Source organism: uncultured Amnibacterium sp. (assembly GCF_964250715.1).
GTDB lineage: Bacteria > Actinomycetota > Actinomycetes > Actinomycetales > Microbacteriaceae > Amnibacterium.
Window position 1 is genome coordinate 570,789 of record NZ_CAXUGX010000001.1, and the last position, 22,635, is coordinate 593,423.

The 22,635-nt window shown below is 71.2% G+C and carries 21 protein-coding genes; 18 read left to right on the plus strand and 3 right to left on the minus strand.

Annotated elements, in window-relative coordinates; all coding sequences use genetic code 11:
• Positions 1-325: 325 nt before the first annotated feature.
• The 3 genes from ACFE7H_RS02640 to ACFE7H_RS02650 all read left to right on the plus strand — a co-directional run bounded on the left by ACFE7H_RS02640 (position 326) and on the right by ACFE7H_RS02650 (position 5,242).
• On the plus strand, positions 326-2,581 hold the full coding sequence (locus ACFE7H_RS02640; RefSeq protein ID WP_375399634.1) for a polyribonucleotide nucleotidyltransferase: 2,256 nt from the start codon (positions 326-328) through the stop codon (positions 2,579-2,581).
• A 153-nt stretch (positions 2,582-2,734) separates the two neighbouring features.
• Entirely contained in the window at positions 2,735-3,661 is a 927-nt protein-coding gene (locus ACFE7H_RS02645) for an aldo/keto reductase (RefSeq protein WP_375399635.1), read from the plus strand.
• A 492-nt stretch (positions 3,662-4,153) separates the two neighbouring features.
• Positions 4,154-5,242: an aldo/keto reductase gene (locus ACFE7H_RS02650; RefSeq protein ID WP_375399636.1), complete on the plus strand. Its 1,089-nt coding sequence runs from the start codon at positions 4,154-4,156 to the stop codon at positions 5,240-5,242.
• 39 nt (positions 5,243-5,281) lie between these two features.
• Here the strand turns inward: ACFE7H_RS02650 and ACFE7H_RS02655 are convergent, their stop codons facing one another.
• Positions 5,282-5,914 carry a TetR/AcrR family transcriptional regulator gene (locus ACFE7H_RS02655; RefSeq protein WP_375399637.1) on the minus strand — a complete coding sequence of 211 codons (633 nt, stop codon included), beginning with the start codon at positions 5,912-5,914 and terminating at the stop codon, positions 5,282-5,284.
• A gap of 199 nt (positions 5,915-6,113) precedes the next feature.
• On the opposite strand from ACFE7H_RS02655, the gene ACFE7H_RS02660 reads away from it, so the two are divergent.
• Positions 6,114-6,716, plus strand: a complete 603-nt coding sequence (locus tag ACFE7H_RS02660) for a histidine phosphatase family protein (RefSeq protein WP_375399638.1) — start codon at positions 6,114-6,116, stop codon at positions 6,714-6,716.
• A gap of 58 nt (positions 6,717-6,774) precedes the next feature.
• Here ACFE7H_RS02660 and ACFE7H_RS02665 read toward each other — a convergent pair whose 3' ends face one another.
• Positions 6,775-7,242 (minus strand): GNAT family N-acetyltransferase, encoded by a 468-nt coding sequence (locus tag ACFE7H_RS02665; RefSeq protein WP_375399639.1) that lies wholly within the window; start codon positions 7,240-7,242, stop codon positions 6,775-6,777.
• A 40-nt stretch (positions 7,243-7,282) separates the two neighbouring features.
• On the opposite strand from ACFE7H_RS02665, the gene dapB reads away from it, so the two are divergent.
• Together dapB and ACFE7H_RS02675 are read left to right on the plus strand one after the other, a co-directional pair.
• Positions 7,283-8,107 carry a 4-hydroxy-tetrahydrodipicolinate reductase gene (gene dapB, locus ACFE7H_RS02670; protein WP_375399640.1) on the plus strand — a complete coding sequence of 275 codons (825 nt, stop codon included), beginning with the start codon at positions 7,283-7,285 and terminating at the stop codon, positions 8,105-8,107.
• Complete coding sequence (locus ACFE7H_RS02675; RefSeq protein ID WP_375399641.1) at positions 8,107-8,550, plus strand: hypothetical protein; 444 nt, start codon at positions 8,107-8,109, stop codon at positions 8,548-8,550. Before dapB ends, ACFE7H_RS02675 begins: the two co-directional genes overlap by 1 nt.
• Positions 8,551-8,711: 161 nt before the next feature.
• Here the strand turns inward: ACFE7H_RS02675 and ACFE7H_RS02680 are convergent, their stop codons facing one another.
• On the minus strand, positions 8,712-9,731 hold the full coding sequence (locus tag ACFE7H_RS02680) for a TIGR01777 family oxidoreductase (RefSeq protein WP_375399642.1): 1,020 nt from the start codon (positions 9,729-9,731) through the stop codon (positions 8,712-8,714).
• A 170-nt stretch (positions 9,732-9,901) separates the two neighbouring features.
• Here ACFE7H_RS02680 and thyX point away from each other — a divergent pair, with 170 nt between their 5' ends.
• The 12 genes from thyX (at position 9,902) to miaB (ending at position 22,632) form a co-directional block, all read left to right on the plus strand.
• Complete coding sequence (gene thyX, locus ACFE7H_RS02685) at positions 9,902-10,606, plus strand: FAD-dependent thymidylate synthase (RefSeq protein WP_375399700.1); 705 nt, start codon at positions 9,902-9,904, stop codon at positions 10,604-10,606.
• A 65-nt stretch (positions 10,607-10,671) separates the two neighbouring features.
• Complete coding sequence (gene dapA, locus ACFE7H_RS02690; RefSeq protein ID WP_375399643.1) at positions 10,672-11,643, plus strand: 4-hydroxy-tetrahydrodipicolinate synthase; 972 nt, start codon at positions 10,672-10,674, stop codon at positions 11,641-11,643.
• Positions 11,643-13,319: a ribonuclease J gene (locus ACFE7H_RS02695; RefSeq protein ID WP_375399644.1), complete on the plus strand. Its 1,677-nt coding sequence runs from the start codon at positions 11,643-11,645 to the stop codon at positions 13,317-13,319. Before dapA ends, ACFE7H_RS02695 begins: the two co-directional genes overlap by 1 nt.
• A 53-nt stretch (positions 13,320-13,372) precedes the next feature.
• Positions 13,373-13,660 carry a GNAT family N-acetyltransferase gene (locus ACFE7H_RS02700; protein WP_375399701.1) on the plus strand — a complete coding sequence of 96 codons (288 nt, stop codon included), beginning with the start codon at positions 13,373-13,375 and terminating at the stop codon, positions 13,658-13,660.
• A 212-nt stretch (positions 13,661-13,872) separates the two neighbouring features.
• Positions 13,873-16,788, plus strand: a complete 2,916-nt coding sequence (locus tag ACFE7H_RS02705; protein ID WP_375399645.1) for a DNA translocase FtsK — start codon at positions 13,873-13,875, stop codon at positions 16,786-16,788.
• A 186-nt stretch (positions 16,789-16,974) separates the two neighbouring features.
• Positions 16,975-17,577 carry a CDP-diacylglycerol--glycerol-3-phosphate 3-phosphatidyltransferase gene (gene pgsA / locus ACFE7H_RS02710; protein WP_375399646.1) on the plus strand — a complete coding sequence of 201 codons (603 nt, stop codon included), beginning with the start codon at positions 16,975-16,977 and terminating at the stop codon, positions 17,575-17,577.
• The gene (locus ACFE7H_RS02715) at positions 17,574-18,101 is read left to right on the plus strand and encodes a CinA family protein (protein ID WP_375399647.1); all 528 of its coding nucleotides are present in this window, start codon (positions 17,574-17,576) and stop codon (positions 18,099-18,101) included. Before pgsA ends, ACFE7H_RS02715 begins: the two co-directional genes overlap by 4 nt.
• 309 nt (positions 18,102-18,410) lie before the next feature.
• On the plus strand, positions 18,411-18,740 hold the full coding sequence (locus tag ACFE7H_RS02720; protein ID WP_375399648.1) for a helix-turn-helix domain-containing protein: 330 nt from the start codon (positions 18,411-18,413) through the stop codon (positions 18,738-18,740).
• A 46-nt stretch (positions 18,741-18,786) separates the two neighbouring features.
• Entirely contained in the window at positions 18,787-19,014 is a 228-nt protein-coding gene (locus ACFE7H_RS02725; protein WP_375399649.1) for a DUF3046 domain-containing protein, read from the plus strand.
• A 231-nt stretch (positions 19,015-19,245) separates the two neighbouring features.
• On the plus strand, positions 19,246-20,337 hold the full coding sequence (gene recA, locus ACFE7H_RS02730; protein WP_375399650.1) for a recombinase RecA: 1,092 nt from the start codon (positions 19,246-19,248) through the stop codon (positions 20,335-20,337).
• A gap of 11 nt (positions 20,338-20,348) precedes the next feature.
• Positions 20,349-21,086: a regulatory protein RecX gene (locus ACFE7H_RS02735; RefSeq protein WP_375399651.1), complete on the plus strand. Its 738-nt coding sequence runs from the start codon at positions 20,349-20,351 to the stop codon at positions 21,084-21,086.
• 34 nt (positions 21,087-21,120) lie between these two features.
• Complete coding sequence (miaB, locus tag ACFE7H_RS02740; protein ID WP_375399652.1) at positions 21,121-22,632, plus strand: tRNA (N6-isopentenyl adenosine(37)-C2)-methylthiotransferase MiaB; 1,512 nt, start codon at positions 21,121-21,123, stop codon at positions 22,630-22,632.
• The last annotated feature ends 3 nt before the right edge of the window (positions 22,633-22,635 follow it).

The window sequence follows — 22,635 nt, forward strand, 5'->3', positions numbered from 1 at the left end:
GCGTGTCGAAGGTTGGGTGCTTCCTTGCGTGCGCGACCGTGGGCGCGTCGTCCCGGACGAGGGACTCGGCTCCTGACAGGGGTGCACTGGTAGGCTGCGGAGGTCATGGGCGCGACGCGCACGTGAACATGGAGCAGACCGGCGGGAAGCTGGTCGTTAGTGGTGGACTTCGGAGCCGGGCAGAACCGGATCCCGCGCTCTTCTACTGATGGCCAGAAGCCGCCCCGGCGCCGCCACGCACACGTGCCGGCCGCCAGCGGCTTGCCACGCTCCTTCCTGCAGCACCGTCTGCTTCTTCGCACATCAGTGAAGGAGACAGCACCTCTTGGAAGGTCCTGAAATCAAGTCCGCCGAGGCCGTTCTCGACAACGGTCGATACGGCACGCGCACCATCCGATTCGAAGCCGGCCGCCTCGCCCAGCAGGCGCAGGGCAGTGTCGCCGCCTACCTCGACGAGGAGACGATGCTGCTGTCCGCAACCAGCATCGGCAAGCACCCGAAGGAGCAGTTCGACTTCTTCCCGCTGACCGTCGACGTGGAGGAGCGCTCGTACGCCGCCGGCAAGATCCCCGGCTCGTTCTTCCGCCGCGAGGGCCGCCCCTCCACCGAGGCGATCCTGGTCTGCCGCCTGATCGACCGCCCCCTGCGCCCGTCGTTCGTCGAGGGCCTGCGCAACGAGGTCCAGATCGTCATCACGGTGCTCTCGATCGCGCCCGGCGAGTTCTACGACGCCCTCGCGATCAACGCCGCCAGCGCCTCCAGCCAGCTCTCCGGCGTGCCGTTCTCCGGTCCCATCGCCGGCGTGCGCCTCGCGCTCGTCGGCAGCCAGTGGATCGCGTTCCCGAACGTCGACCAGCTCGCCGAGGCCGTCTTCGACCTGACCGTCGCTGGCCGCGTCGTCACGGACTCCACAGGGGCCGAGGACGTCGCGATCATGATGGTCGAGGCCGAGGCCACCGAGCACGCGTTCGACCTGATCCGCGCCGGCGGCACCAAGCCGTCCGAGGACGTCGTCGCCCAAGGCCTCGAGGCTTCCAAGCCGTTCCTGCGGCAGCTGGTGGAGGCCCAGGCGAAGCTCGCGGCGCAGGCCGCGAAGGAGACCCGGGAGTACCCGGTGTTCCCGCCCTACAGCCCCGAGGTCTACGCCGCCGTCGAGGCCGTGTCGCTGACCGAGCTGCAGAGCGTCTACCGGATCGCGGACAAGGTCGAGCGGCAGAACGCCGACGACGCCGTGCGCGCGAAGGCCAAGGAGGCCGTCGCGGCCAAGGTCGCCGCGGGCGAGCTGCCGGAGTCAGCGCTCGGCCAGGTATCCGGCGCGCTGAAGTCCGTCACCAAGAAGGTCGTCCGCGGACGCGTCCTGGCCGACGGGGTGCGCATCGACGGCCGCGGGCTGACGGACATCCGCCCGCTCGACGCCGAGGTCGCGGTCATCCCGCGCGTGCACGGCTCCGCCGTCTTCCAGCGTGGCGAAACCCAGATCCTGGGCGTCACCACGCTGAACATGCTGAAGATGGAGCAGCAGATCGACTCGCTGTCGCCGGTCAAGAAGAAGCGCTACCTGCACCACTACAACTTCCCGCCCTACTCCACCGGCGAGACCGGTCGGGTGGGGTCGCCGAAGCGGCGCGAGATCGGGCACGGCTTCCTGGCCGAGCGCGCGCTCGTGCCGGTGCTGCCGTCGCGTGAGGAGTTCCCCTACGCGATCCGACAGGTCTCCGAGGCCCTCAGCTCCAACGGCTCCACCTCGATGGGCTCGGTCTGCGCCTCCACGCTGTCGCTGCTGAACGCCGGCGTGCCGCTGAAGGCGCCCGTCGCCGGCATCGCGATGGGCCTCGTCTCCGACACCGTCGACGGTGAGACCCGGTACGCGACCCTGACGGACATCCTGGGCGCCGAGGACGCGCTCGGCGACATGGACTTCAAGGTCGCCGGCACCGCCGATTTCGTCACGGCGATCCAGCTCGACACCAAGCTGGACGGCATCCCGTCGTCCGTGCTCGACGCCGCGCTGAAGCAGGCCCGCGACGCACGCCTCACCATCCTGGACGTGCTCACCCAGGCCATCGGCGGACCCGACGAGATGGCGCCCACCGCGCCGCGCGTCATCAGCGTGCAGATCCCCGTCGACAAGATCGGCGAGCTGATCGGCCCCAAGGGCAAGACGATCAACTCGATCCAGGACGACACGGGCGCCGATATCTCCATCGAGGAGGACGGCACCGTCTACATCGGCGCCGTCGACGGCCCGAGCGCGGAGGCGGCGCGCAGCGCGGTCAACGCGATCGCGAACCCGCACAACCCCGAGATCGGCGAGCGGTTCCTCGGCACCGTCGTCAAGATCGCGGCGTTCGGCGCGTTCGTCTCCCTGCTGCCCGGCCGGGACGGCCTGCTGCACATCAGTGAGGTGCGCAAGCTCGCCGGCGGCAAGCGGGTCGAGAACGTCGACGACGTGCTCGTCGTCGGCCAGAAGATCCAGGTCGAGATCACCAAGGTCGATGACCGGGGCAAGCTCTCGCTCGCGCCCGTCGTCGACGAGTCGGCGGTCGGTACATCGAGCACCGTGGAGCCCGTCGCGGTCTGAGCGGTCCACACGGAAACAGCCATGCGGCGGCGGCCTTCGGGTCGCCGCCGCACTGCTGTGTATGGGACTGCGGGGCACCGGGCACAACCCATCCAGGGGTGTCCTGCCGCCATGGCATACTGCTGATTCTCAGGAAGAGGTGGAAGGACGTCCATGACCGATCTGGCCCACAACCCCGTCTCACGACGGGTCGGGAACACCGGCATGGCCGTGTACCCGGTGGCCATCAACGGCAGCCTGTTCGGGCGGACGGCCGACGCGTCCGCTGCGGCGCAGGTGCTCGACGCCTTCGTCGATGCGGGCGGCAACCTGATCAGTACCGCCGACCACTACGCCGGCGGCCGCAGCGAGGCGATGATCGGCTCGTGGTTGCAGCGCCACGACGCCCGCGACACCCTCGTCATCGCCACCAAGGTGGGCCGACACCCCGACGCCCCCGGCCTCTCCGCCACCGCCTTGCGCCGGTCCGTCGCCGCCTCCCGCTCACGGCTGCGGGTCGACACCATCGACCTGCTCAGCTTCGAAGGCGACGACCCCAGCGTGCCGCTCGAGGAGAGCATCACCGCCGTCGCCGAACTCATCGCCGAAGGGGCTGTCGGCCACCTGGCCGTCTGCGGCTTCACCGCCGTCCGGCTGCGCGAGGCCATCCGCATCGCACGCCGCCTCGACCTGCCGAGCGTCTCCACCGTGCTCACCGAGTTCAACCTGCTCGACCGTGAACCCTACGAGACGGACATCGCACCGGTCGCCCTCGCGAACGACCTGGGCGCCCTCATCATGCTGCCCCTCGCGGGCGGCTACCTGCGCGGCGACGGCACCACCGCATCCACCGCGCAGCCCGGCGAACAGGTGCACCGCTACGGCCGGCGCGGCGAACGGGTGCTCTCCGCCCTGCGCGACACAGCCTGGGACCTCGGCACCACCCCGGCCCGCGTCGCCCTCGCCTGGATCCTCGCCAAGCCGATGGTCGCCGCACCCATCGTCGACGCGCGCGACGGCGCCGAACTGCTCGACCTGCTCCCCGCCGCCGACCTCGTCCTCAGCGAGCAGCAGCTCCGATTCCTCGACGAAGCCCACTGAGCCCACGCCGCCCGCGAACAGCCGACCGGGACGCGCGAATCACCTGGTGCAGCCCCCGAAATGGTGCTGTCTCGGCCGCTGACTCATGGCATATTCTCAGAACACGTCGACCGAGGGGGACGAGTGCTCTGCACCCGTCACGGTCTGTGGGAGGACCCGGTCGACATGAGTCACCCGCTGGGGGGCGAGTGACATCTCTTCGGGGATAGCAGGGCGGCTGCTGCGCATTTCACGGGTTCTTCGCAGCAGCCGTCTCTGCTTATTGTCGTGCCGCCGCTTCGGCGGCACGAGTCGTGGGTAGTCCACCGGCGCGAACAAGTCGCACCGGCTCCCGCTTCGTAGGTCGGCTTGCGGGGCGCCGCGTGTTCTTGCACTTTCTATTGGCGTTCTGGCCCGTCGCTCTCCGACCGTCCTTCGGGGGTTGTGCGCGGGTCGGGGCGGAGGGGAGGGGGCGGCTCGGTACGCTTCGGGTTCCGTAGGGGCGGAGGGGCCGTGCAGTACGCCGATGAGCCCGAATCCCTGCCGCCCGACGCGCTCCGGCCGCGGCGGAGCCGGGCGTCCGTCATCGATGCGGCCCTCGCTGTGGTCCGGAACGCCGAACAGGCCCTCGCCGACCAGGACACCCGCGAACTGCTCGACGAGGCCGCACCGCCGTTCCGGTACCGCCGTATCGGCGACACCGCCCTCGCCGTCCACCCCGTCATCCTCGGCACCGGTGCCTTCGCCGCTCAGGACTCCGACCGGGACGTGCGGAGCCTGCTCGACCAGTACGCCGCCGCCGGCGGCAACGCCGTCGACGTCAGCAGCAGCGACCCCCGAGCGCCCGAACTCGTCGGCCGATGGCTCCGCGAACGGAAGCTGCGCGACCGGACCGTACTGCTGGCGCGTGTCGGTGCTCACGCCGAAGGAGGGCTCTCCGCCGCGGCGCTGCGGTCCGCAGTCGACGGCATGCGCACCCGCATGGGCGTCGACACCATCGACCTGCTCACCCTGCACCATGACGACCGCACCACACCGCTCGAGGAGACCCTGACCGCCGCCGATGCGCTGGTCGTCTCCGGTGCCGTCCGCTACCTGGCCGCCGGCGACTACGCCCTCGACCGGCTCATCGAAGCCCGTATCACCGCCGCCCAGCACGGGCTCACCGTGTTCGTCGCCGCCGAACCCCGCTACAACCTGCTGCGGCGGGTCGATTACGAACGGCGGGTCGCGCCGATGCTGCTCGCCCAGCACCTGTCCGCCCTGCCCAGATCGCCGCTCGCGGGGGGACTGCTCGCCGACCTGGTCGTCACCCGCGCGCAGATGCGCCGGCTGCGAGACCTCGACCCGGCGCGAGCCGAGCGGATCGCCGCGGGCGGCGGCCGGCGAGGCGCTCGCGTGCTCGCCGCCGTGCGGACCATCGCCCGCCGGCGCCGCGAAGCTTCCGCGACCATCGCGCTCGCCTGGCTGGCCACTCGGCCCGGCGTCATCGCACCCATCACCTCTGTCACGAGCCAGACCGATGTCGCACAGGTCCTCGCGGCGGCAGGCGTCCACCTGACCCGCGCGGAGGTGCAGGCGCTCGACCGCGCCTCGACCTGATCAGCTGGACCTGACCGGCCCGACCGGGACAGCCCGGGCTCAGTCGAACGGCGCCTCATCGGCGTCCGCGGATCGCGATTCGACGCCCGCCTCGCTCAGGATGCGGCTGGCACCGCGCACGAATGCGCTGGTCGCCGCGATCACATCGCCCGAATACGCCCCCGCCATCGCGCCGTCTCGCAGGACGTAGAACTCGTCGGCGGCCGCGCCCGGTTGCGGGTGGCCGCTGCGGCGCAACTGGTCCTCCAGAAACCCCGTGAACCAATCCCGATGCTCGGCGACCGCCTGCCGCACCGGGTGGTCCGGCCGTGCGAACTCGGCCGACGCGTTGATGAAGGGGTCCCCGCGGAAGTTGGTGCGTGCGGTATCGGCCACGACCGCGTCCACGAGCGCGGCGAGCACGTCCTGCGGCCGCGGTGCCGACGCCGTCAGGTCGACGAGGGCAGACCGGATCTGCTGATCGCGACCCGCGATGTACTCCAGGATCAGGGTGTCCTTGGAGCCGTACTGCTTGTAGAAGGTGGCCTTGGTGACGCCGGCCTCGGCGATGATGCGATCGATGCCGACGGAGTTGATGCCATCCGAGTAGAACAGCTCGTCCGCGACCTGCAGCAACCGCACCTTGGCGTTCGAGGGTCGCCGTGGCGGTGCCTGGGGAGTGTCGATCGCCACGGCCCGAGCCTATCGGCCCCGAGGACAGACAGGTCTGTGTGTCCTCGCCGCGAGTCGACCCCCAGTCCGGGTGTCGCCCTCCGCGACCCGCGTCGATCGCTGCGAGCCTCCCGCTCCGACTCTCGCCCCTGACTCCGGCCCCGACTCCGGCCGCAACCCCTCGGCCCCGCCGATCGCCACCGGGTAGGGTTCGGCTGCCATGTCGCAGTACCTCTATCTCGTGCGTCACGGCGAGCACCAGGATGCGCAGCACGGGGTCGCCGACGGCCCCCTCTCGCCGCGAGGCATCCGCCAGGCGGAGCTGCTCGCCGAGCGGATCGGCGGCGTCCCCTTCACCGCCGCCTGGCACGCGCCGAGCACCAGCGCCACCCAGACCGCCGCGCTCCTGCACCGCAAGCTGCCAGCCGTGCAGCCTCGCGCCTCCGCACTCCTGTTCGACTGCGTCCCCTCGGGACCGAGCAGCGACCTGCCGCCCGCGTTCGCCACCTGGTTCCACTCCGTCAGCGCGGCCGAGATCGATGCCGGTCGTGCACAGATGGCCGATGCGGTCGCCGAGTTCTTCTCACCCGGCGGCGGCGAACGCCACGATCTGATCGTCACGCACAACTTCGTGATCGCCTGGTTCGTCCGTCAGGTGTTCGATGCCCCCGACTGGCGGTGGCTCGGGCTCAACCAGGCGCACTGCGGGCTGACGATCCTGCGGGTGCGCTCCGCCAAGCCGCCGGTGCTGCTCGTGCACAACGACCTGGCGCATCTGCCGTTCGAACTTCGCACCGGCCTGCCCGAGACGCTGCCGGTCTGAGCGATCGGGTGGGGCGGATCCGGGCGGCAGGTGGGCCGGCGGCAGGCAGAGCAACCGTTCACACGCGCTTGGCGTACCAATCGGTGGCGTTCGGGTTGTCGTTGTACGGCGCGACGTGTTCGTAGCCGCGACTGCGGTAGAGCCCGCCTGCCGCGGTCAGCGCCGAGTTCGTGTCCAGGACCACGGTGCGGGCGCCCAGCTCGATCGCCCGCCGCTCCAGCTCGTCGAGCAGTGCGCCGCCGAGGCCCGCACCGCGCGCTGGCGGTATCAGGTACAGGTGCTTGACCTCCAGACGCTCGCCGATACCGTCGGGGTCGATCCGCCGCACCCCGCCGCACCCGATCGGCGCGCCGTGGTCGTCGTCCAGGCGCAGGAAGACCCCGGCGGGCGGCTCGAACAGCGCGGGATCCGGAAGGGCGGCGTGATAGCCGCCGACGACCGGGAAGCCGGCGCTGCGCTCCGCGAAGTACTGCTCCACCAGGGCGGCCGTGGCCGGGTCCGCCGGGGAGACTGCCGCGAAGCGCACGCCGAAGAGCGTACGGGTCGCGCCGGATAGGCTCCCCACCATGTCCAGGATTGTCGCCGTCGTCGGCGCGACCGGACGCATGGGGCGGCTGATCAGCGGCATCGTGCAGGCCGACCCGGCGCTCCAGCTCGGTCCGACGCTGCACCGCGGCGATGATCTGGCCGCGCTGGCTGAGGCGGATCTGGTGGTCGACGTGACCGCGCCGCAGCACTCGCCCACGGTCGTCACGGCCGCCATGGCGGTCGGCCGCCCGATACTCGTCGGCACCAGCGGATGGTCGGAGGAGCGGCTGCGCACGCTGCGGGCGGGACGGACCGATCGGTCGCCGGCCGTGCTGGTGGTCCCGAATTTCGCACTCGGCGCGGTGCTGTCGGGTATTTTCGCGGAGCAGGCCGCCCGCTGGTTCGACTCCGTCGAGATCGTCGAGGCACATCACCCCGGCAAGACCGATTCGCCGTCGGGAACGGCCGTCGCCACGGCCGAGCGCATCGCCACGGCCCGCGGCGAGCTGGGACCGGTCGTTGCACCCCACACGGATCAGCGTGCGCGCGGGCAGCAGGTCGGCAGCATCCCGGTCCACTCCGTGCGGCTCGCCGGTCTGCTGGCCCGGCAGGAGGTGCTGTTCGGCGGTCGGGGCGAGGTGCTGACGATCCGGCATGAGACCTCGTCGCCCGACGCTTACACCGCCGGCATCCGGCTCGCCCTGGCCGCGCTGCCCACGCTGACCGGGGTGACCGTCGGCCTGGAATCGCTGCTGGTCCCACGCGCCGGATCCACCACTGGGTCTGCTGCTGGGCCTGCCACTGAGCCCGCCGCCGAACCCGCAGCTCAGCCGGCCGCGGGGCCCGCCGGCCCCGTCGGCTGATGCGGGCTGCGAGCGGCGCGCTGCTGATGGCCGCGCTCCTCGCCCTCTACCTGGTGCTCGTCGGCGTGCGCGCCGTGCAGTTCCTCGGCACCGGTACCGCGATCGGAGTGGCGATCGGCATCGCCCTGCTGGTGCTGCCGCTGATCGGCGCCTACCTGCTGGTGCAGGAGCTGCTCTTCGGCGTCCGGTCCCAGGCCCTCATTCGGCGCCTCTCGGCCGAGCACGGGCTGCCCGACGACGACCTGCCCAGGCGGCCGAGCGGCCGCGTCGACCGCAGTGCCGCGGATGCGGTCTTCGAGCGCTACCGGGTTGCGGCCACCGCGGCGCCCGAGGACTGGCGGGTCTGGCTGCGGCTCGGCATCGCCTACGACGGAAGCGGCGACCGCCGCCGCGCCCGCCAGGCCGTGCGCCAGGCCATCCGCACCGCCCGCCAGCCCACCTGACCCTGCGCCCACCTGACCCTGCGCCCACCTGCCAGAACCCCAGCACGACAGCAGGTCAGGGTCCCGAAAGCAGGCTGCTGGTCGACCACCGACCTGTCGTCGGGACGTGGTCCTGCTGACGGGACCGGAGGAGGCGTCGATCGGGCCGGCCTCCGCGTGTCTCAGTGGGCCTGGGCCAGGTCGATGGCGTCGTCGGAGGTCTGCTCGCGGAACTCGAAGCCGTCGGCCAGCAGCTTCTCGGGCACCACCTTCTGGCTCGGCAGCAGCAGCTCCCGCCCCAGGTCGCCCGCCGCGAGTTCGATGACGCGTTCCGGGATGCGGAACACGTGCGGCCGATGCATGTCGGTCGCGATGCGGGTCGTGATGCGCAGTGCCGTCGCCGGAGTCGGGCCGACCAGGTTGACCGGGCCCTCGACGGAACTGGTGAGCAGGTGCACGATGGCCGCCGCCTCGTCGTGCAGGCTGATCCACGGCCAGTGCTGCCCGCCGGATCCGATGCGGGCACCGAGGCCCAGGGCGGTGCTGAGGCGCAGGGGTCGAAGCGCACCACCCGCGCCGATGACGACCCCGGTGCGCAGCAGCACGGTGCGCGTGCGGGGCGGGGCGAGCGTGGCCGCATACTCCCACGCCTCCACGACATCGGCCAGGAAACCGGCACCGCGGTCGGCCTGCTCCGTCAGCCGCACGCCCGGCCGATCGCCGTAGAAGCCGACCGCCGACCCGGACAGGAAGACCGGGGGCGGCGACGCGGCCATGGCCATCGCCTCGACCAGTGCCTGCGTGGCCTTGACCCGGGATCGCAGGATCTGCGCCTTGTACCCGGTCGTCCACGGCACGTGGTTCAGGGTGGCGCCGGAGAGGTTGACGACCGCGTCCACGCTCTCCATCAGCCGGAAGTCCAGGATCTTGGCGTCCGGCGCCCAGCTGAACTCGTTCTCCGCGCGGGGCGGGCGGCGCACCAGCAGCTGCACGGTGTGGCCGGCGGCCCGCAGCTGGGCCTGCAACTCGGTGCCGATCATGCCCGAGCCGCCCGCAAGCAGCACCCGCAGGTGGCTACCCGGATGGATCGGCTGCCGGACGATCGGCTTCGGGACCGGCGCCGGCGTGACGGCCGGGGCGCTGCGGGAGGAGCGGGGCGCGGCACCGGCGGAGGGGACCGGGACCCGCTTCGGCTGCGCCACGGATCGAGCGTAGCCGGGTGGCCCCGCACCGTCGGCGGGGACGTGCCGCCCGCCGCATCCAGACCAGCCCGGGTGTCCGCCCGGCCGTCCGCCCGGGTGACCGGCCGAGGTCCGACCCGGTGGGTAGGGTCGTCGCCGTGCCGTCCGAGGAACCCGTCTTCGTCTCCGAGATGACCGTCGAGCTGGTGCGTGCCAGCGCCTCCGACAGCGACGTCCTGTTCGCCGCGCGGGTCTCCACGCAGGGCGAGCAGACCCTGCAGGCGGCGCAGGCGGGCGACGAAGCCGTCGCCGAGAAGCGCGACGCCGGCCTCATCAACTACCTGATGCGGGACCGGCACGGGTCGCCGTTCGAGCACACCGCCATGACCTTCTACGTGGCCGCGCCCATCTTCGTGTTCCGCGAGTTCATGCGGCACCGGGTCGCTTCCTACAACGAGGAGTCGGGCCGGTATCGCGAGCTGCGGCCCGTGTTCTACCTCCCCGGTCCCGAGCGGGCGCTGGTGCAGCAGGGCAAGCCCGGCGCCTACCACTTCCTGCCAGGCACCGCCGAGCAGCACGAGCTGGTCGACTCCGCGGTGCGACAGCAGAGCGTCGCCGCGTACGCGGCCTACCGCACTCTGCTCGACGCCGGCGTGGCCCGCGAGGTGGCCCGCATCGTGCTGCCGCTCAACCTCTACTCGTCGATGTACGTGACCATGAACGCCCGCGCCCTGATGAACTTCCTCTCCCTGCGCACCACGCACGAGGACTCCGCCTTCCCCTCCTTCCCCCAGCGCGAGATCGAGCTGTGCGCGCAGGCGATGGAGCAGCACTGGCAGCGGTTGATGCCCCTGACGGCGGCCGCGTTCACCAAGAACGGGCGCGTCGCGCCCTAAGTCCGGCCGCGCCGCGGGCGGGGGCGGGCGGGAGCGCGCTCCCGACCGCCCCGTAGGCTTGCGCGGTGCTGCAGAACCCCTTCGGCCAGGTGCTCGTCGCTCTGGTCACCCCCATGACCGCCGACGGCGAGGTGGACTGGAGCGGCGTCGAGCGACACATCGACGCCGTCGTCAGCGCGGGTGCCGACGGCGTGGTCGTGTCCGGCACCACGGGGGAGACCAGCACACTGACCGACCCCGAGAAGGTGCGCCTGGTGCAGGTGGCCCGCGAGGTGGCGGCCGGTCGGGCACGGGTGGTGCAGGGGGGCGGCTCCAACGAGACCGCTCACGCGATCGAGCTGTACAAGAAGTCCGCGGCCGTCGGTGCCGACGGCGTGATGATCGTCACTCCGTACTACAACAAGCCCACCCAGGCCGGCATCCTGACCCACTTCCGCATGGTCGCCGACGCCACCGACCTGCCCGTGATCCTGTACGACATCCCCGGCCGGACCGGCGTCCCCATCCGGTACGAGACCCTGCTGCGGGCCGCCCAGCACCCCAACATCGTCGCTGTGAAGGACGCCAAAGGCGACTTCAGCGAGGTCAGCCGCGTGCTGAACGCCACCGACCTGCTCTACTTCTCCGGCGACGACGCCAACGTGCTGCCCCACCTGGCGATCGGCGCCTCCGGCCTGATCGGGGTCACCGCGAACATCGCCGCGGCGCCGTACCGCATCATCGTCGATGCGGTGAACCGGGGCGACCTGGCCGCTGCCACCGACCAACATCGGCTGCTGGAGCCCCTCGTGCGCGCCGTGATGACGCACGTGCCGGGTACGGTCGCCACCAAGTACGTGCTGCACGGCCTCGGCCGCATCGGCAGTCCCCGGGTGCGTCTGCCGCTCGTGGGACCTGAGGAGGCGGAGGCCGCCGTGATCGAAGACGAGTTGACGAAGGTGCGCGGTGTGGCCGGGTTGGATCTGAAGAACTTCCGGCCCGACCGCAACGCGGCCGCGGGCGGCGCGCTGCCCAAGGTCGCCGGGACCACCCGCTGATGCGCACCGAACTCCGTGAGCCCGTGGCGCTCCGACCCGGCGTACTCCGCATCGTGCCGCTCGGCGGCCTGGGCGAGATCGGCCGCAACATGACCGTCTTCGAGATCGACGGCAAGCTGCTGATCGTCGATGCGGGGGTGCTCTTCCCCGAGACGGAGCAGCCCGGCGTCGACCTGATCCTGCCCGACTTCGCGCCGATCCGAGACCGGCTCGACGACGTGCTGGGCGTCGTGCTGACCCACGGACACGAGGATCACATCGGCGCCGTGCCCTACCTGCTGCGCCTGCGGCGCGACATCCCACTGCTCGGCTCGGGCCTGACCCTCGCGCTGGTCGAGGCCAAGCTGCAGGAGCATCGCATCAAGCCGTACACCTTGACGGTGAAGGAGGGACAGAAGGAGCACCTCGGTCCCTTCGACCTGGAGTTCGTGGCGGTCAACCACTCCATCCCCGACGCGCTGGCGGTCGCCATCCGAACGAGCGCCGGCACCGTGCTGCACACCGGCGACTTCAAGATGGACCAGCTGCCGCTCGACGGCCGGCTGACCGACCTCAGGGCCTTCGCGCGGTTGGGGGAGGAGGGTGTCGACCTGTTCCTCTGCGACTCCACCAACGCCGACGTGCCCGGCTTCACCGCGCTGGAGCGCTCGATCGGGCCGGTGCTCGACGACGTGATCGCCCGCGCCCCGCGTCGGGTCATCGTCGCCAGCTTCTCCAGCCATGTGCACCGGGTGCAGCAGGTGCTCGACGCCGCAGCGGCCCACGGCCGCAAGGTGGCGTTCATCGGCCGCAGCATGGTGCGCAACATGGGCATCGCCGCCGACCTCGGCTACCTCAGGGTGCCGGACGGCGTCGTCGTCGACGCGAAGAAGGCGGCCAACCTGCCCGACCGCGACGTGCTCTACATGTCCACAGGGTCGCAGGGCGAGCCGATGGCCGTGCTGTCGCGAATGGCCAACCTGGAGCACTCCATCGAGGTCGGCCAGGGCGACACCGTGATCCTGGCCTCCAGCCTGATCCCCGGCAACGAGAACGCGGTGTACCGCGTGATCAACGGGCTGACCAAGCTCGGCGCGACCGTGGTGCACAAGGGCAATGCCAAGGTGCACGTCTCCGGCCACGCCGCCGCCGGCGAGCTCATGTACTGCTACAACATCCTGAAGCCGCGCGGCGCGATGCCGGTGCACGGCGAGGTGCGGCACCTGGTCGCCAACGCCAAGATCGCCACGGACACCGGTGTGCCCGCCGACCGTGTGGTGATCGCCGACAACGGCACGGTGATCGACCTGGTCGAGGGCGAGGCCCGGGTCGTCGGCCAGCTCGACCTCGGCTTCGTCTATGTGGACGGATCGAGCGTCGGCGAGATCACGGACGCCGACCTCAAGGACCGTCGCACGATGGCCGAGGAGGGCTTCATCTCCATCTTCGTCGCCCTCGACGTGCAGACCGGCCGCGTGATCGTGGGGCCCGAGATCCAGGCCCGCGGCTTCGCCGAGGACCAGCGCGTCTTCGACACCGTCCGACCTCAGATCATCGCCGCGCTGTCCGAGGCGTCGCGCGGCGGCACCGCCGACCTGCACGGGTACAGCCAGGTCGTCCGGCGCACCGTCGGCCGCTGGGTCAATACGCAGCACCGTCGCCGTCCGATGATCGTCCCGGTCGTCGTCAGCGCCTGACCGGATGCACAGCGGCCCGGGCGGGCCCGGTCCGAGGAGGGCAGGGCGAGCCGATCGGCGCCTGCTGGTTCCGGGTGCTGCCGGAGCACGAAGCGGGCTACGGCTGGGTGGACAACGGTGTCCCGGAGTTGACGCTCGGGGTCAAGCCGATCTGGCGTGCCCAGGGCGTCGGCCGCGCCCTGCTGCGCGCGGCGTGCGCGCTCGCGGCGCAGCGCGGGTACCAGCGCATCAGCCTCTCGGTCGAGCGCGCCAACTTCGCGCAGCGGCTCTACATCACCGAGGGCTTCACGACCGTCGACTCCGGGAAGGACTCCGACACGATGGTCAAGACGCTGCGCTGACGCCGCGCGCGCCCTGCCTTCCTCGGTCTGCCTGCGCCATCCCTCCGCCGAAGAATTCAGGCGATTTCGAGTAACGAAGGTGCAGATCGGCGGATTCTGCCTGCGTTTCTCGCGATCGCCTGAATTCTTCGCGGGGAGTCACGACGGGCCACCCCCGGATGCGGGGTGCGGTGGTCGCGGGCGCTTCCGCGCCCGGCACCTAGCCTGACCGCATGGCTGGGAGCACCAGGGGGAACAGCCGTGCCCGCACGGGCGCGTCCGCGATGCGGAGCGCCGGAACGGCGACGCGCGCCAAGGCCGCGCCGGCACGCGGCAAGCCACCCGCCACGCGCGGCGCCGGCCGGCCCCCGTCGCGCACCCGCGCCTACCCGGTCCGCCCGGAGCGGCCGCCGCTCATCGCCCGCGTGTGGCTCGCCCTCGCGCATGTCGCCGGCGGCGCGTTCCGTGCCTTCGGCCCCGAGACGCTGGAGCGGGACCAGCGACGCGACGGCGTCCCGTTCATGCTGCTGCTGCTGGCGGTCGCCGGCAGCGTCTTCGAGTGGTTCCTGCGCACCGAGCCGACCGCGCACATCGTCGAGCAGCTCACGGTCGGCGCCCTGGTCGGCCGGATCGCCCTCGGCCTGCCGGTCTTCCTGGTACTGCTGGCGTTCTGGCTGTTCCGGCACCCCGCGTCGGTGCACGACAACGGCCGCATCCTGGTCGGCAGCACGATGCTCGTCGTCTCGTGCGCCGCGATCGCCCAGGTGCTCGCGCGCAGTCCGCAGCCGGACTCCGGCGTCGCGGCGCTGGCCGCCGGCGGCGGGATTCTCGGCTGGCTGCTGGCGGAACCGCTGACCGCCATCGGCACCACCACGCTCGCCGTGTCGGTATCGGTCGTCTTGCTGGTGCTCAGTCTCTTCATCCTGACCCGCACACCGCCGAACCGGCTGCCCGCCCGGCTCGCGCAGCTGTACCGCTACCTGTTCGGCGCCGAAGCCCCCGACCGGAGCGACCCTCCGGAGGCCGCCGGCGCGAAGGCCGGCACCGGCGCGAAGCCCGGCACCGATGAGAAGACCGGCACCACGAAGACCGGGGCCGACACGACCGTGGTGGACGCGGTCGGCGACGACCTGCACACCGCCGCCCTGCAAGGCACGGGGCTCGCGAGCGCGGTCACCGATCCGGTGACGGGCGAGCACGTACCGTGGTGGCGGTTCGGCAAGGCCAAGCGGGTCGACCCCGCCTACGACAGTCCGATCCTGAACGCGGGCGACGATGCCGCGAGCGACGCAGCGGGCCACGGCGCCGACGGCGACGAGGGTCACGGCGACGGTCTGCTCGTCGCGCGCGCCGACTCCGAGGAGTTCGGCATCGACCTGCTGCAGGATCTGCTGCGCGAGCCGGATCCGCAGGCCGCCGACGCGACGGTCTCCCTGGCCATCCCGGCTGGCTCGCCGGCCGCCGCCGAGCTCCCACCGGAGACCGAGCCCGAGCCCGACCCCGACCCCAACCCCGTCCCGGCGCCCGCCCCGGGCAGCGCCGGCCACGTATACCGGCTACCGCCCGCCTCCGCCCTCGCCGCGGGCAGCCCGCCGAAGGCGAAGACCGAGGCGAACGCGGCGATCGTCGCCGCGATCACCAGCGTGCTGGCCCAGTTCAAGGTGGACGCCCGGGTCGTCGACTTCTCCCGCGGCCCGACCGTCACCCGCTACGAGGTGGAGCTGGGGCCGGGCGTCAAGGTGGAGAAGGTCACGGCGCTCGCGAAGAACCTCTCCTACGCCGTCGCCTCGAACGAGGTGCGCATCCTCTCGCCCATCCCCGGCAAGAGCGCGATCGGAGTCGAGATCCCGAACGCCGACCGTGAGATCGTCTCCCTCGGCGACGTGCTGCGCTCCCAGGCGGCGACGAAGAGCCTGCACCCGATGACGATCGGCGTCGGCAAGGACGTCGAGGGCGGCCACGTCGTGGCGAACCTGGCCAAGATGCCCCACCTGCTCGTCGCCGGGTCGACCGGTTCCGGCAAGTCCAGCTTCGTCAACTCCATGGTCACGAGCCTCTTGATGCGCGCCAAGCCGAGCGAGGTGCGCATGGTGCTGATCGACCCCAAGCGGGTCGAGTTGACCGCCTACCAGGGCGTGCCGCACCTGATCACGCCCATCATCACGAACCCCAAGAAGGCGGCGGAGGCGCTGCAGTGGGTCGTCAAAGAGATGGACATGCGGTACGACGACCTGGAGTCGTTCGGCTTCCGTCACGTGGACGACTTCAACCGGGCCGTGGTCAACAACGAGATCGTGCTGCCCGCCGGCTCCTCCCGGCGCCTGGCGCCGTACCCCTACCTGCTGATCGTCGTCGACGAGTTGGCGGACCTGATGATGGTCGCCCCGCGCGACGTCGAGGACTCGATCGTGCGCATCACCCAGCTGGCGCGCGCCTCCGGCATCCACCTGGTACTCGCCACGCAGCGGCCGAGCGTCGATGTGGTCACCGGCCTCATCAAGGCGAACGTGCCCAGCCGCCTGGCGTTCGCGGTGACGAGCGTCACCGACAGCCGCGTGATCCTGGACCAGCCGGGCGCCGACAAGCTGATCGGGCAGGGCGACGGCCTCTTCCTGCCGATGGGCACCTCCAAGCCGGTGCGGGTGCAGGGCGCCTGGGTCAGCGAGGCCGAGATCGCCCGCGTCGTGGAGCACGTGACCAAGCAGGCGCGTCCCGACTACCGCGAGGACGTGGCCGAGGTCGCGCCGAAGAAGGAGATCGACGGCGACATCGGCGATGACCTGGAGCTGCTGCTCGCCGCGGTGGAGCAGGTGGTGACGACCCAGTTCGGATCCACGTCGATGCTGCAGCGCAAGCTGCGGGTGGGCTTCGCCAAGGCCGGCCGGTTGATGGATCTGATGGAGTCGCGCGACATCGTGGGCCCGTCGGAGGGATCGAAGGCGCGCGACGTGCTGGTGCCGGCCGACCGCCTCGCCGAGACGCTGGCCGCAATCCGCGGCATGCCGGCGAACGGCGCTGCCGGCCCTGGGGCGTCGGCGGGCCTCGGTGGCCCCACGTCAGCCACCGCTCCGACGCGCAACTACCACGACGACCTCGACGATCCGGACGCGGACTCCGAGGACGCCTGGGCCCTGACCGGCCGCGACTGACCCCGTCTGCCTCGATCCGCGACGATCGACCTCGCGCGCGAGTGGCCGCTCAGGGCGGGGGCCATTTCTGGCCCCCGCGCGGCCAGCTCACCGAGGGCCGTCTCGGCGCTCGGGTCTCAGATGTCGCGGATCCGGTCAGAAGCGCGGCCTGCGTCGCGGCGGCGTGCGCGGTCGTACCCTGCAGGCATGAGCACTTCGGGGGCGACCAGAGCGCGGATGCTCCGCGCCGGCGACGGACCGGTGAGCACGTGGAGCGTGCCGAACCTGATCTCGCTGGCACGGATCGTGCTCGTGCCGGTCTTCGTGCTGGTACTGCTCGCCGGGGCGGACGGAGGGGGGCTGCGCTGGCTCGCGACGGCGCTGTTCGTCGTCGCGATCTCCACCGACAGCCTGGACGGTCATCTGGCCCGCAGCCGCAACCTGGTCACCGATCTCGGCAAGATCCTCGATCCGGTCGCCGACAAGGCGCTCACCGGCGCAGCGCTCGTCGTGCTCTCGGTGCTCGTGGAGCTGCCGTGGTGGGTGACGGGCCTGATCCTGGTGCGCGAGATCGGGATCACCGTGTACCGGTTCGCCGTGCTCTCGAAGCGCGTCATCCCCGCCTCGCGCGGCGGCAAGCTGAAGACGGTGCTGCAGTCGGTCGCGATCGCGCTCGCCCTCGCGCCGTTCCCGCACCTGCTCGGACTGTGGATGAACTGGGTCAACACCGTATTCATGGCCGCGGCCTTCGCAGTCACCCTGGTCACCGGCGTGCAGTACCTGGTCGACGACCGCCGGCAGAACCGATGACGCCGGAGGGTTGGGCGGCGTCGACAGATGGGGCGTCGGTCGATCGCGCGGCGGCGCTGCTGGAGCGGCTGGCGGCCGACGGGCGGACCCTGGCGGTGGCGGAGTCGCTGACCGGCGGGCTGCTGGCGGACGCGTTCGTCTCGGTGCCCGGTGCCTCCCGCGTCCTGCTCGGTGCGGTGGTCGCCTATGCCACACCGGTCAAGCACAGCCTGCTGGGTGTCGACGCCCGGCTGCTGGCCCGGGAGGGCGCCGTGCATCCGCAGGTCGCCGAGCAGATGGCCGAGGGGGTGCGGGCCGCGGTCGCGGTCGACGGCCGCTCCGCCGACGTGGGCCTCGCCACCACCGGTGTCGCCGGGCCCGACCCCCAGGACGGGCAGCCGCCCGGCACCGTGTTCGTCGCTGCGGCGGTGGCCGGGACGGTCCTGGTCCTCTCGAGCCGGTTCGAGGGCGACCGCGACCGGGTGCGGCACGATGCCGTGGCCCTGGCCCTGGACGCCCTGACCCAGGCGCTCGATCGGCCATGATCCGGGTGCTCGACCCGGCCGGACGGGCCAACGCTCCGGTCCGACGCGTGCGGATCCCGGAATATGCGACGTTTCGGTTCCGTTACACCTGGTGGTCCTCGGACGGGATGTCGCATGGCACACGTACCGTTGATCTCGGCACCGCACTGTAGGGTGTCGATCCCGCACATCCGGCCAAGCCGCCGGTCGCGTGGCGACGAATACCGCCTGACGAACCGATCGACCGGCGAGTAAGTGACAGACGAATACCCGATAGGCCAATACCTGTAGGCGAACGCGTTGGACGACGAGTGACTCGAAGGAGGGGACATGGTTCTGGTTCGGCAAGAGCTCGGTGATGTGCTTCGGGATTTCCGCCTGCAGAAGGGCCGTACCCTGCGTCAGGTCGCCAGCCGCGCTAGCGTCGCGCTCGGGTATCTCAGCGAGGTCGAGCGTGGTCAGAAAGAGGCGTCCAGCGAGATCCTCGCGTCGGTCGCCGACGCGCTCGAGACGCCCGTCTCGGTGATCATGCGCGAGGTGGGCGACCGGCTCGCGGTCCTCGAGTCCATCGAGGTCCCCGACACGCTGCCCGCCGACTTCGGCGAGCGGTTCGGCAGTCGCGGATCCGACGATCGTCGCATCGACCTGGTGGCGCACTGAGCTCGTTCGCATTCATCCGATGCGAATCGATTGCTGGCGGTAGCCGGTGAAGATCAGTGAGTTCCGACGCGCTGTCGACGACGAGTTCGGACCTGTTCAGGGGCGGGTGCTCGTGAACGAGTTGGTCGTCGACGAACTCGACGGCCGCACCGCCACCGCCGCTCTGGCGCAGGGTGTGTCGACGAGCGACGTGTGGATAGCGCTGTGCCGGGCCAACGATGTGCCGCGTGAGCGCTGGCATGGCCGGGGCAGACCCGCGGCGTCGCGCGGATGAACTCGAAAGCACCTCGCAGCCCGCCGAAGTCGGTCGGCGTGTCACTCGAAGTCCTGTTCTAGGCGGCGTAGCCTCCTCCCCAGGTGCTCTTGGTTTCGAGTTCTGCTCGGACTGCCGCGACGGCCATGGACTGTCGGAGGCGGTTCGTACAGTTCTCCTGACGGGGATACCGCCGGACGAACACGCGGGCAGCTGCACCGCCAGCCCTGTCGAGAACATGAGGAGAGACCGATGCCATCCACCACCGATCGCGAGAAGGCCCTCGAGACCGCTCTTGCCCAGATCGACCGCCAGTTCGGCAAGGGGTCGGTGATGCGGCTCGGCAGCGACGAGCGCGCTCCCGTCGAGGTCATCCCCACGGGTTCCATCGCGCTCGACGTCGCGCTCGGCATCGGCGGTCTACCGCGTGGCCGCATCGTCGAGATCTACGGCCCGGAATCCTCCGGCAAGACCACCCTCACGCTGCATGCGATCGCGAACGCGCAGCGGGCCGGCGGTATCGCCGCCTTTATCGACGCGGAGCACGCGCTCGACCCCGAGTACGCCAGAAAGCTCGGCGTCGATATCGATGCCCTGCTCGTCTCGCAGCCCGACACGGGGGAGCAGGCGCTCGAGATCGCGGACATGCTGATCCGCTCCGGCTCCATCGACCTGCTCGTCATTGACTCGGTCGCAGCGCTCGTGCCCCGTGCCGAGATCGAGGGCGAGATGGGTGACAGCCACGTCGGGCTGCAGGCTCGGCTCATGTCGCAGGCGCTCAGAAAGCTGACGGGTGGCCTCAACCAGACCCACACGACCATGATCTTCATCAACCAGCTCCGCGAGAAGATCGGCGTGTTCTTCGGCAGCCCCGAGACGACCGCGGGTGGCAAGGCCCTCAAGTTCTACGCGTCGGTCCGGCTCGACATCCGGCGCATCGAGACCCTGAAGGACGGCACCGAGGCGGTGGGCAACCGCACGCGGGTCAAGGTGGTCAAGAACAAGATGGCGCCGCCGTTCAAGCAGGCCGAGTTCGACATCCTCTACGGGGTCGGTATCTCGCGCGAGGGCAGCCTGATCGATTTCGGTGTCGAGCACGGCATCGTCAAGAAGTCCGGGGCCTGGTACACCTACGACGGCGACCAGCTGGGTCAGGGCAAAGAGAAGGCCCGCGACTTCCTGCTGAAGAACCCCGACATCGCCGGTGACATCGAGCGCAAGATCCTCGACAAGCTCGGTATCGGTGCGGCAGGCAAGGCTGCGGTCGCGGCCGAAGCGGCTGCCGCGGCCCCCGTCGACTCCATCCAGGACAAGCTGCAGGCGCGCCGCACCATCGGCGCCTGAGCGGGATCGGCATGGGCGAGCTGCGGTACTTCCCCGGGTCTGAGCCCCGGTCCGCTCCTCCGGGCGACGGTCACGGGCCATCGTTCGGCGCGGTCGGCTCGCCGCGGCAGACCGGCGCCGGCGGCCCGACCCACGAGGAGACGACGCCCGAGGACACTGCGCTCGACGGCGCCGGGCTCGACGCCACCGGGCCCGGCTGGGCGGTACCCGGTCTCGACCTCGGCGGACCCCGTTCCATCGATGATGACCCCGCCGCAAGTCACCCCAGCCGGGGCAGCCGACGCGCGGAGCACGTCAGCATGTCCGCCATCAGTACCCGCGACGTGTCGGAGGCAGAACTGCGCACCCGGCTCGCTGCGCGCGGCCTCGACCAGGCCGACATCGACGCCGAGCTCCAGCGCGTGACCGCGGTGGGTCTGGTCGACGACGCCGCCCTGGCCGCACGGCTGGTGCAGACCCTGCGCGAGCGGAAGGGCCTGGGCGACGCCGCCATCCGGCCCGCCCTGCGTGCGAGACGCATCCCGCAGGCGATGATCGACGCGGTCCTGCTGCAGCACGCCGACGATGAGTCCACGGTGCAGGACCGCCTGCAGGACGTGGCCGACGACCGGGCCAGGCGGCTCGTCAGCCTGCAGCCCGAGGTCGCCGAACGGCGCCTGGCTGCGTTCCTGGCGCGCAAGGGGTACGGCGGGTCGACCGTGCGTGCCGCCGCCCGGTTGGCCCTGGAGCGGGCCCGCGGGTCGGTCTGATCGCGCTCGCCCAGCCGCTTCCTACACTGCTGTCATGACGCTGACGGCACCCGCGACGATCGAAGCCGGAGCGACGGGCCGCACCTACGAAGTGCGCACCTACGGCTGCCAGATGAACGTGCACGATTCGGAGCGGCTGGCGGGTTCGCTTGAAGCCGCCGGTTACGTGAGGGTCGGTGTGGGCGAGCACGCGGATGTCGTCGTGATCAACACCTGTGCCGTCCGCGAGAACGCCGACAACCGGCTCTACGGCAACCTCGGACATTTGGCCTCGATCAAACGTGAGCACGCGGGCATGCAGATCGCGGTTGGCGGCTGCCTGGCGCAGAAGGACCGGCACGTCATCCTGCAGAAGGCGCCCTGGGTCGACGTCGTCTTCGGTACCCACAACATGGGGTCGCTGCCGGCGCTGCTCGACCGCGCTCGACACAACGGGCGTGCCGAGCTGGAGATCCTGGAGTCCCTCGACGTCTTCCCGTCGACCCTGCCCGCCCGGCGGGACTCTACCGCCAGCGGTTGGGTGTCGGTGTCGGTCGGCTGCAACAACACCTGCACGTTCTGCATCGTGCCCGCGCTCCGCGGCAAGGAGCAGGACCGCCGCCCGGGCGACGTACTGGCCGAGGTGCAGGCGCTCGTCGCCGACGGCGTCATCGAGGTCACGCTGCTCGGCCAGAACGTCAACTCCTACGGGGTCGGCTTCGGCGACCGGTACGCGTTCGGCTCGCTGCTGCGGGCCACCGGGGGAGTCACAGGCATCCGCCGGGTGCGCTTCACCAGCCCGCACCCCGCCGCCTTCACCGACGACGTCGTCGATGCCATGGCCGAGACGCCCACGGTGATGCCGCAGTTGCACATGCCGCTGCAGTCGGGTTCCGACCGCGTGCTCGCGGCGATGCGTCGTTCCTACCGGTCGTCCAGGTTCCTCCGGATCCTCGACCGCGTGCGCGATCGGCTGCCGGACGCGGCGATCACGACCGACCTGATCGTCGGCTTCCCCGGGGAGACCGATGCCGACTTCGAGGACACCCTGCGGGTCGTCGAGCAGGCGGGCTTCGCCTCCGCGTTCACCTTCCAGTACTCGCCGCGCCCCGGCACGCCGGCCGCGACGATGGGCGCGCAGGTGCCGAAGACGGTCGTGCAGGAGCGGTACGAGCGGCTGACCACGCTGCAGGACGGGCTGTCGTGGGCCGGTAACCGGGCGCTCGTCGGGTCGGAGGTCGAGGTGCTCGTCGGCGCGGGCGACGGACGCAAGGACGGAGCGACCAGCCGCATCACGGGTCGCGCTCGCGACAATCGGCTGGTGCACGTCGGCCTGCCTGCCGGGTCGGCGCGGCCGAGGCCCGGCGACCTCGTGACGGCGACGGTCACCGCCGCGGCGCCCGCCTACCTCACGGCCGACGTCCCATCGGAGACTCCCGTCGAGATCGAGCGGACGCGCTCCGGCGACGCGTGGGATGCGCGCGAGGCGGCGTCTTGCGCGGTACCGGCGGCGCCCGGCCGCAGCCGGGTCGCGATCTCCCTCGGTCTGCCCGCGCGTCGTCCCTAGGTC

What these genes read in the sequence shown, in the direction of transcription:
- ACFE7H_RS02645 (WP_375399635.1), top strand. Translation starts at nt 2,735, where the DNA reads ATGACCGATCTGGCCCACAACCCCGTCTCACGACGGGTCGGGAACACC.
- ACFE7H_RS02660 (WP_375399638.1), top strand. Translation starts at nt 6,114, where the DNA reads ATGTCGCAGTACCTCTATCTCGTGCGTCACGGCGAGCACCAGGATGCG.
- dapB (WP_375399640.1), top strand. Translation starts at nt 7,283, where the DNA reads ATGTCCAGGATTGTCGCCGTCGTCGGCGCGACCGGACGCATGGGGCGG.
- ACFE7H_RS02675 (WP_375399641.1), top strand. Translation starts at nt 8,107, where the DNA reads ATGCGGGCTGCGAGCGGCGCGCTGCTGATGGCCGCGCTCCTCGCCCTC.
- thyX (WP_375399700.1), top strand. Translation starts at nt 9,902, where the DNA reads ATGACCGTCGAGCTGGTGCGTGCCAGCGCCTCCGACAGCGACGTCCTG.
- ACFE7H_RS02695 (WP_375399644.1), top strand. Translation starts at nt 11,643, where the DNA reads ATGCGCACCGAACTCCGTGAGCCCGTGGCGCTCCGACCCGGCGTACTC.
- ACFE7H_RS02705 (WP_375399645.1), top strand. Translation starts at nt 13,873, where the DNA reads ATGGCTGGGAGCACCAGGGGGAACAGCCGTGCCCGCACGGGCGCGTCC.
- pgsA (WP_375399646.1), top strand. Translation starts at nt 16,975, where the DNA reads ATGAGCACTTCGGGGGCGACCAGAGCGCGGATGCTCCGCGCCGGCGAC.
- ACFE7H_RS02715 (WP_375399647.1), top strand. Translation starts at nt 17,574, where the DNA reads ATGACGCCGGAGGGTTGGGCGGCGTCGACAGATGGGGCGTCGGTCGAT.
- ACFE7H_RS02720 (WP_375399648.1), top strand. Translation starts at nt 18,411, where the DNA reads ATGGTTCTGGTTCGGCAAGAGCTCGGTGATGTGCTTCGGGATTTCCGC.
- recA (WP_375399650.1), top strand. Translation starts at nt 19,246, where the DNA reads ATGCCATCCACCACCGATCGCGAGAAGGCCCTCGAGACCGCTCTTGCC.
- ACFE7H_RS02735 (WP_375399651.1), top strand. Translation starts at nt 20,349, where the DNA reads ATGGGCGAGCTGCGGTACTTCCCCGGGTCTGAGCCCCGGTCCGCTCCT.
- miaB (WP_375399652.1), top strand. Translation starts at nt 21,121, where the DNA reads ATGACGCTGACGGCACCCGCGACGATCGAAGCCGGAGCGACGGGCCGC.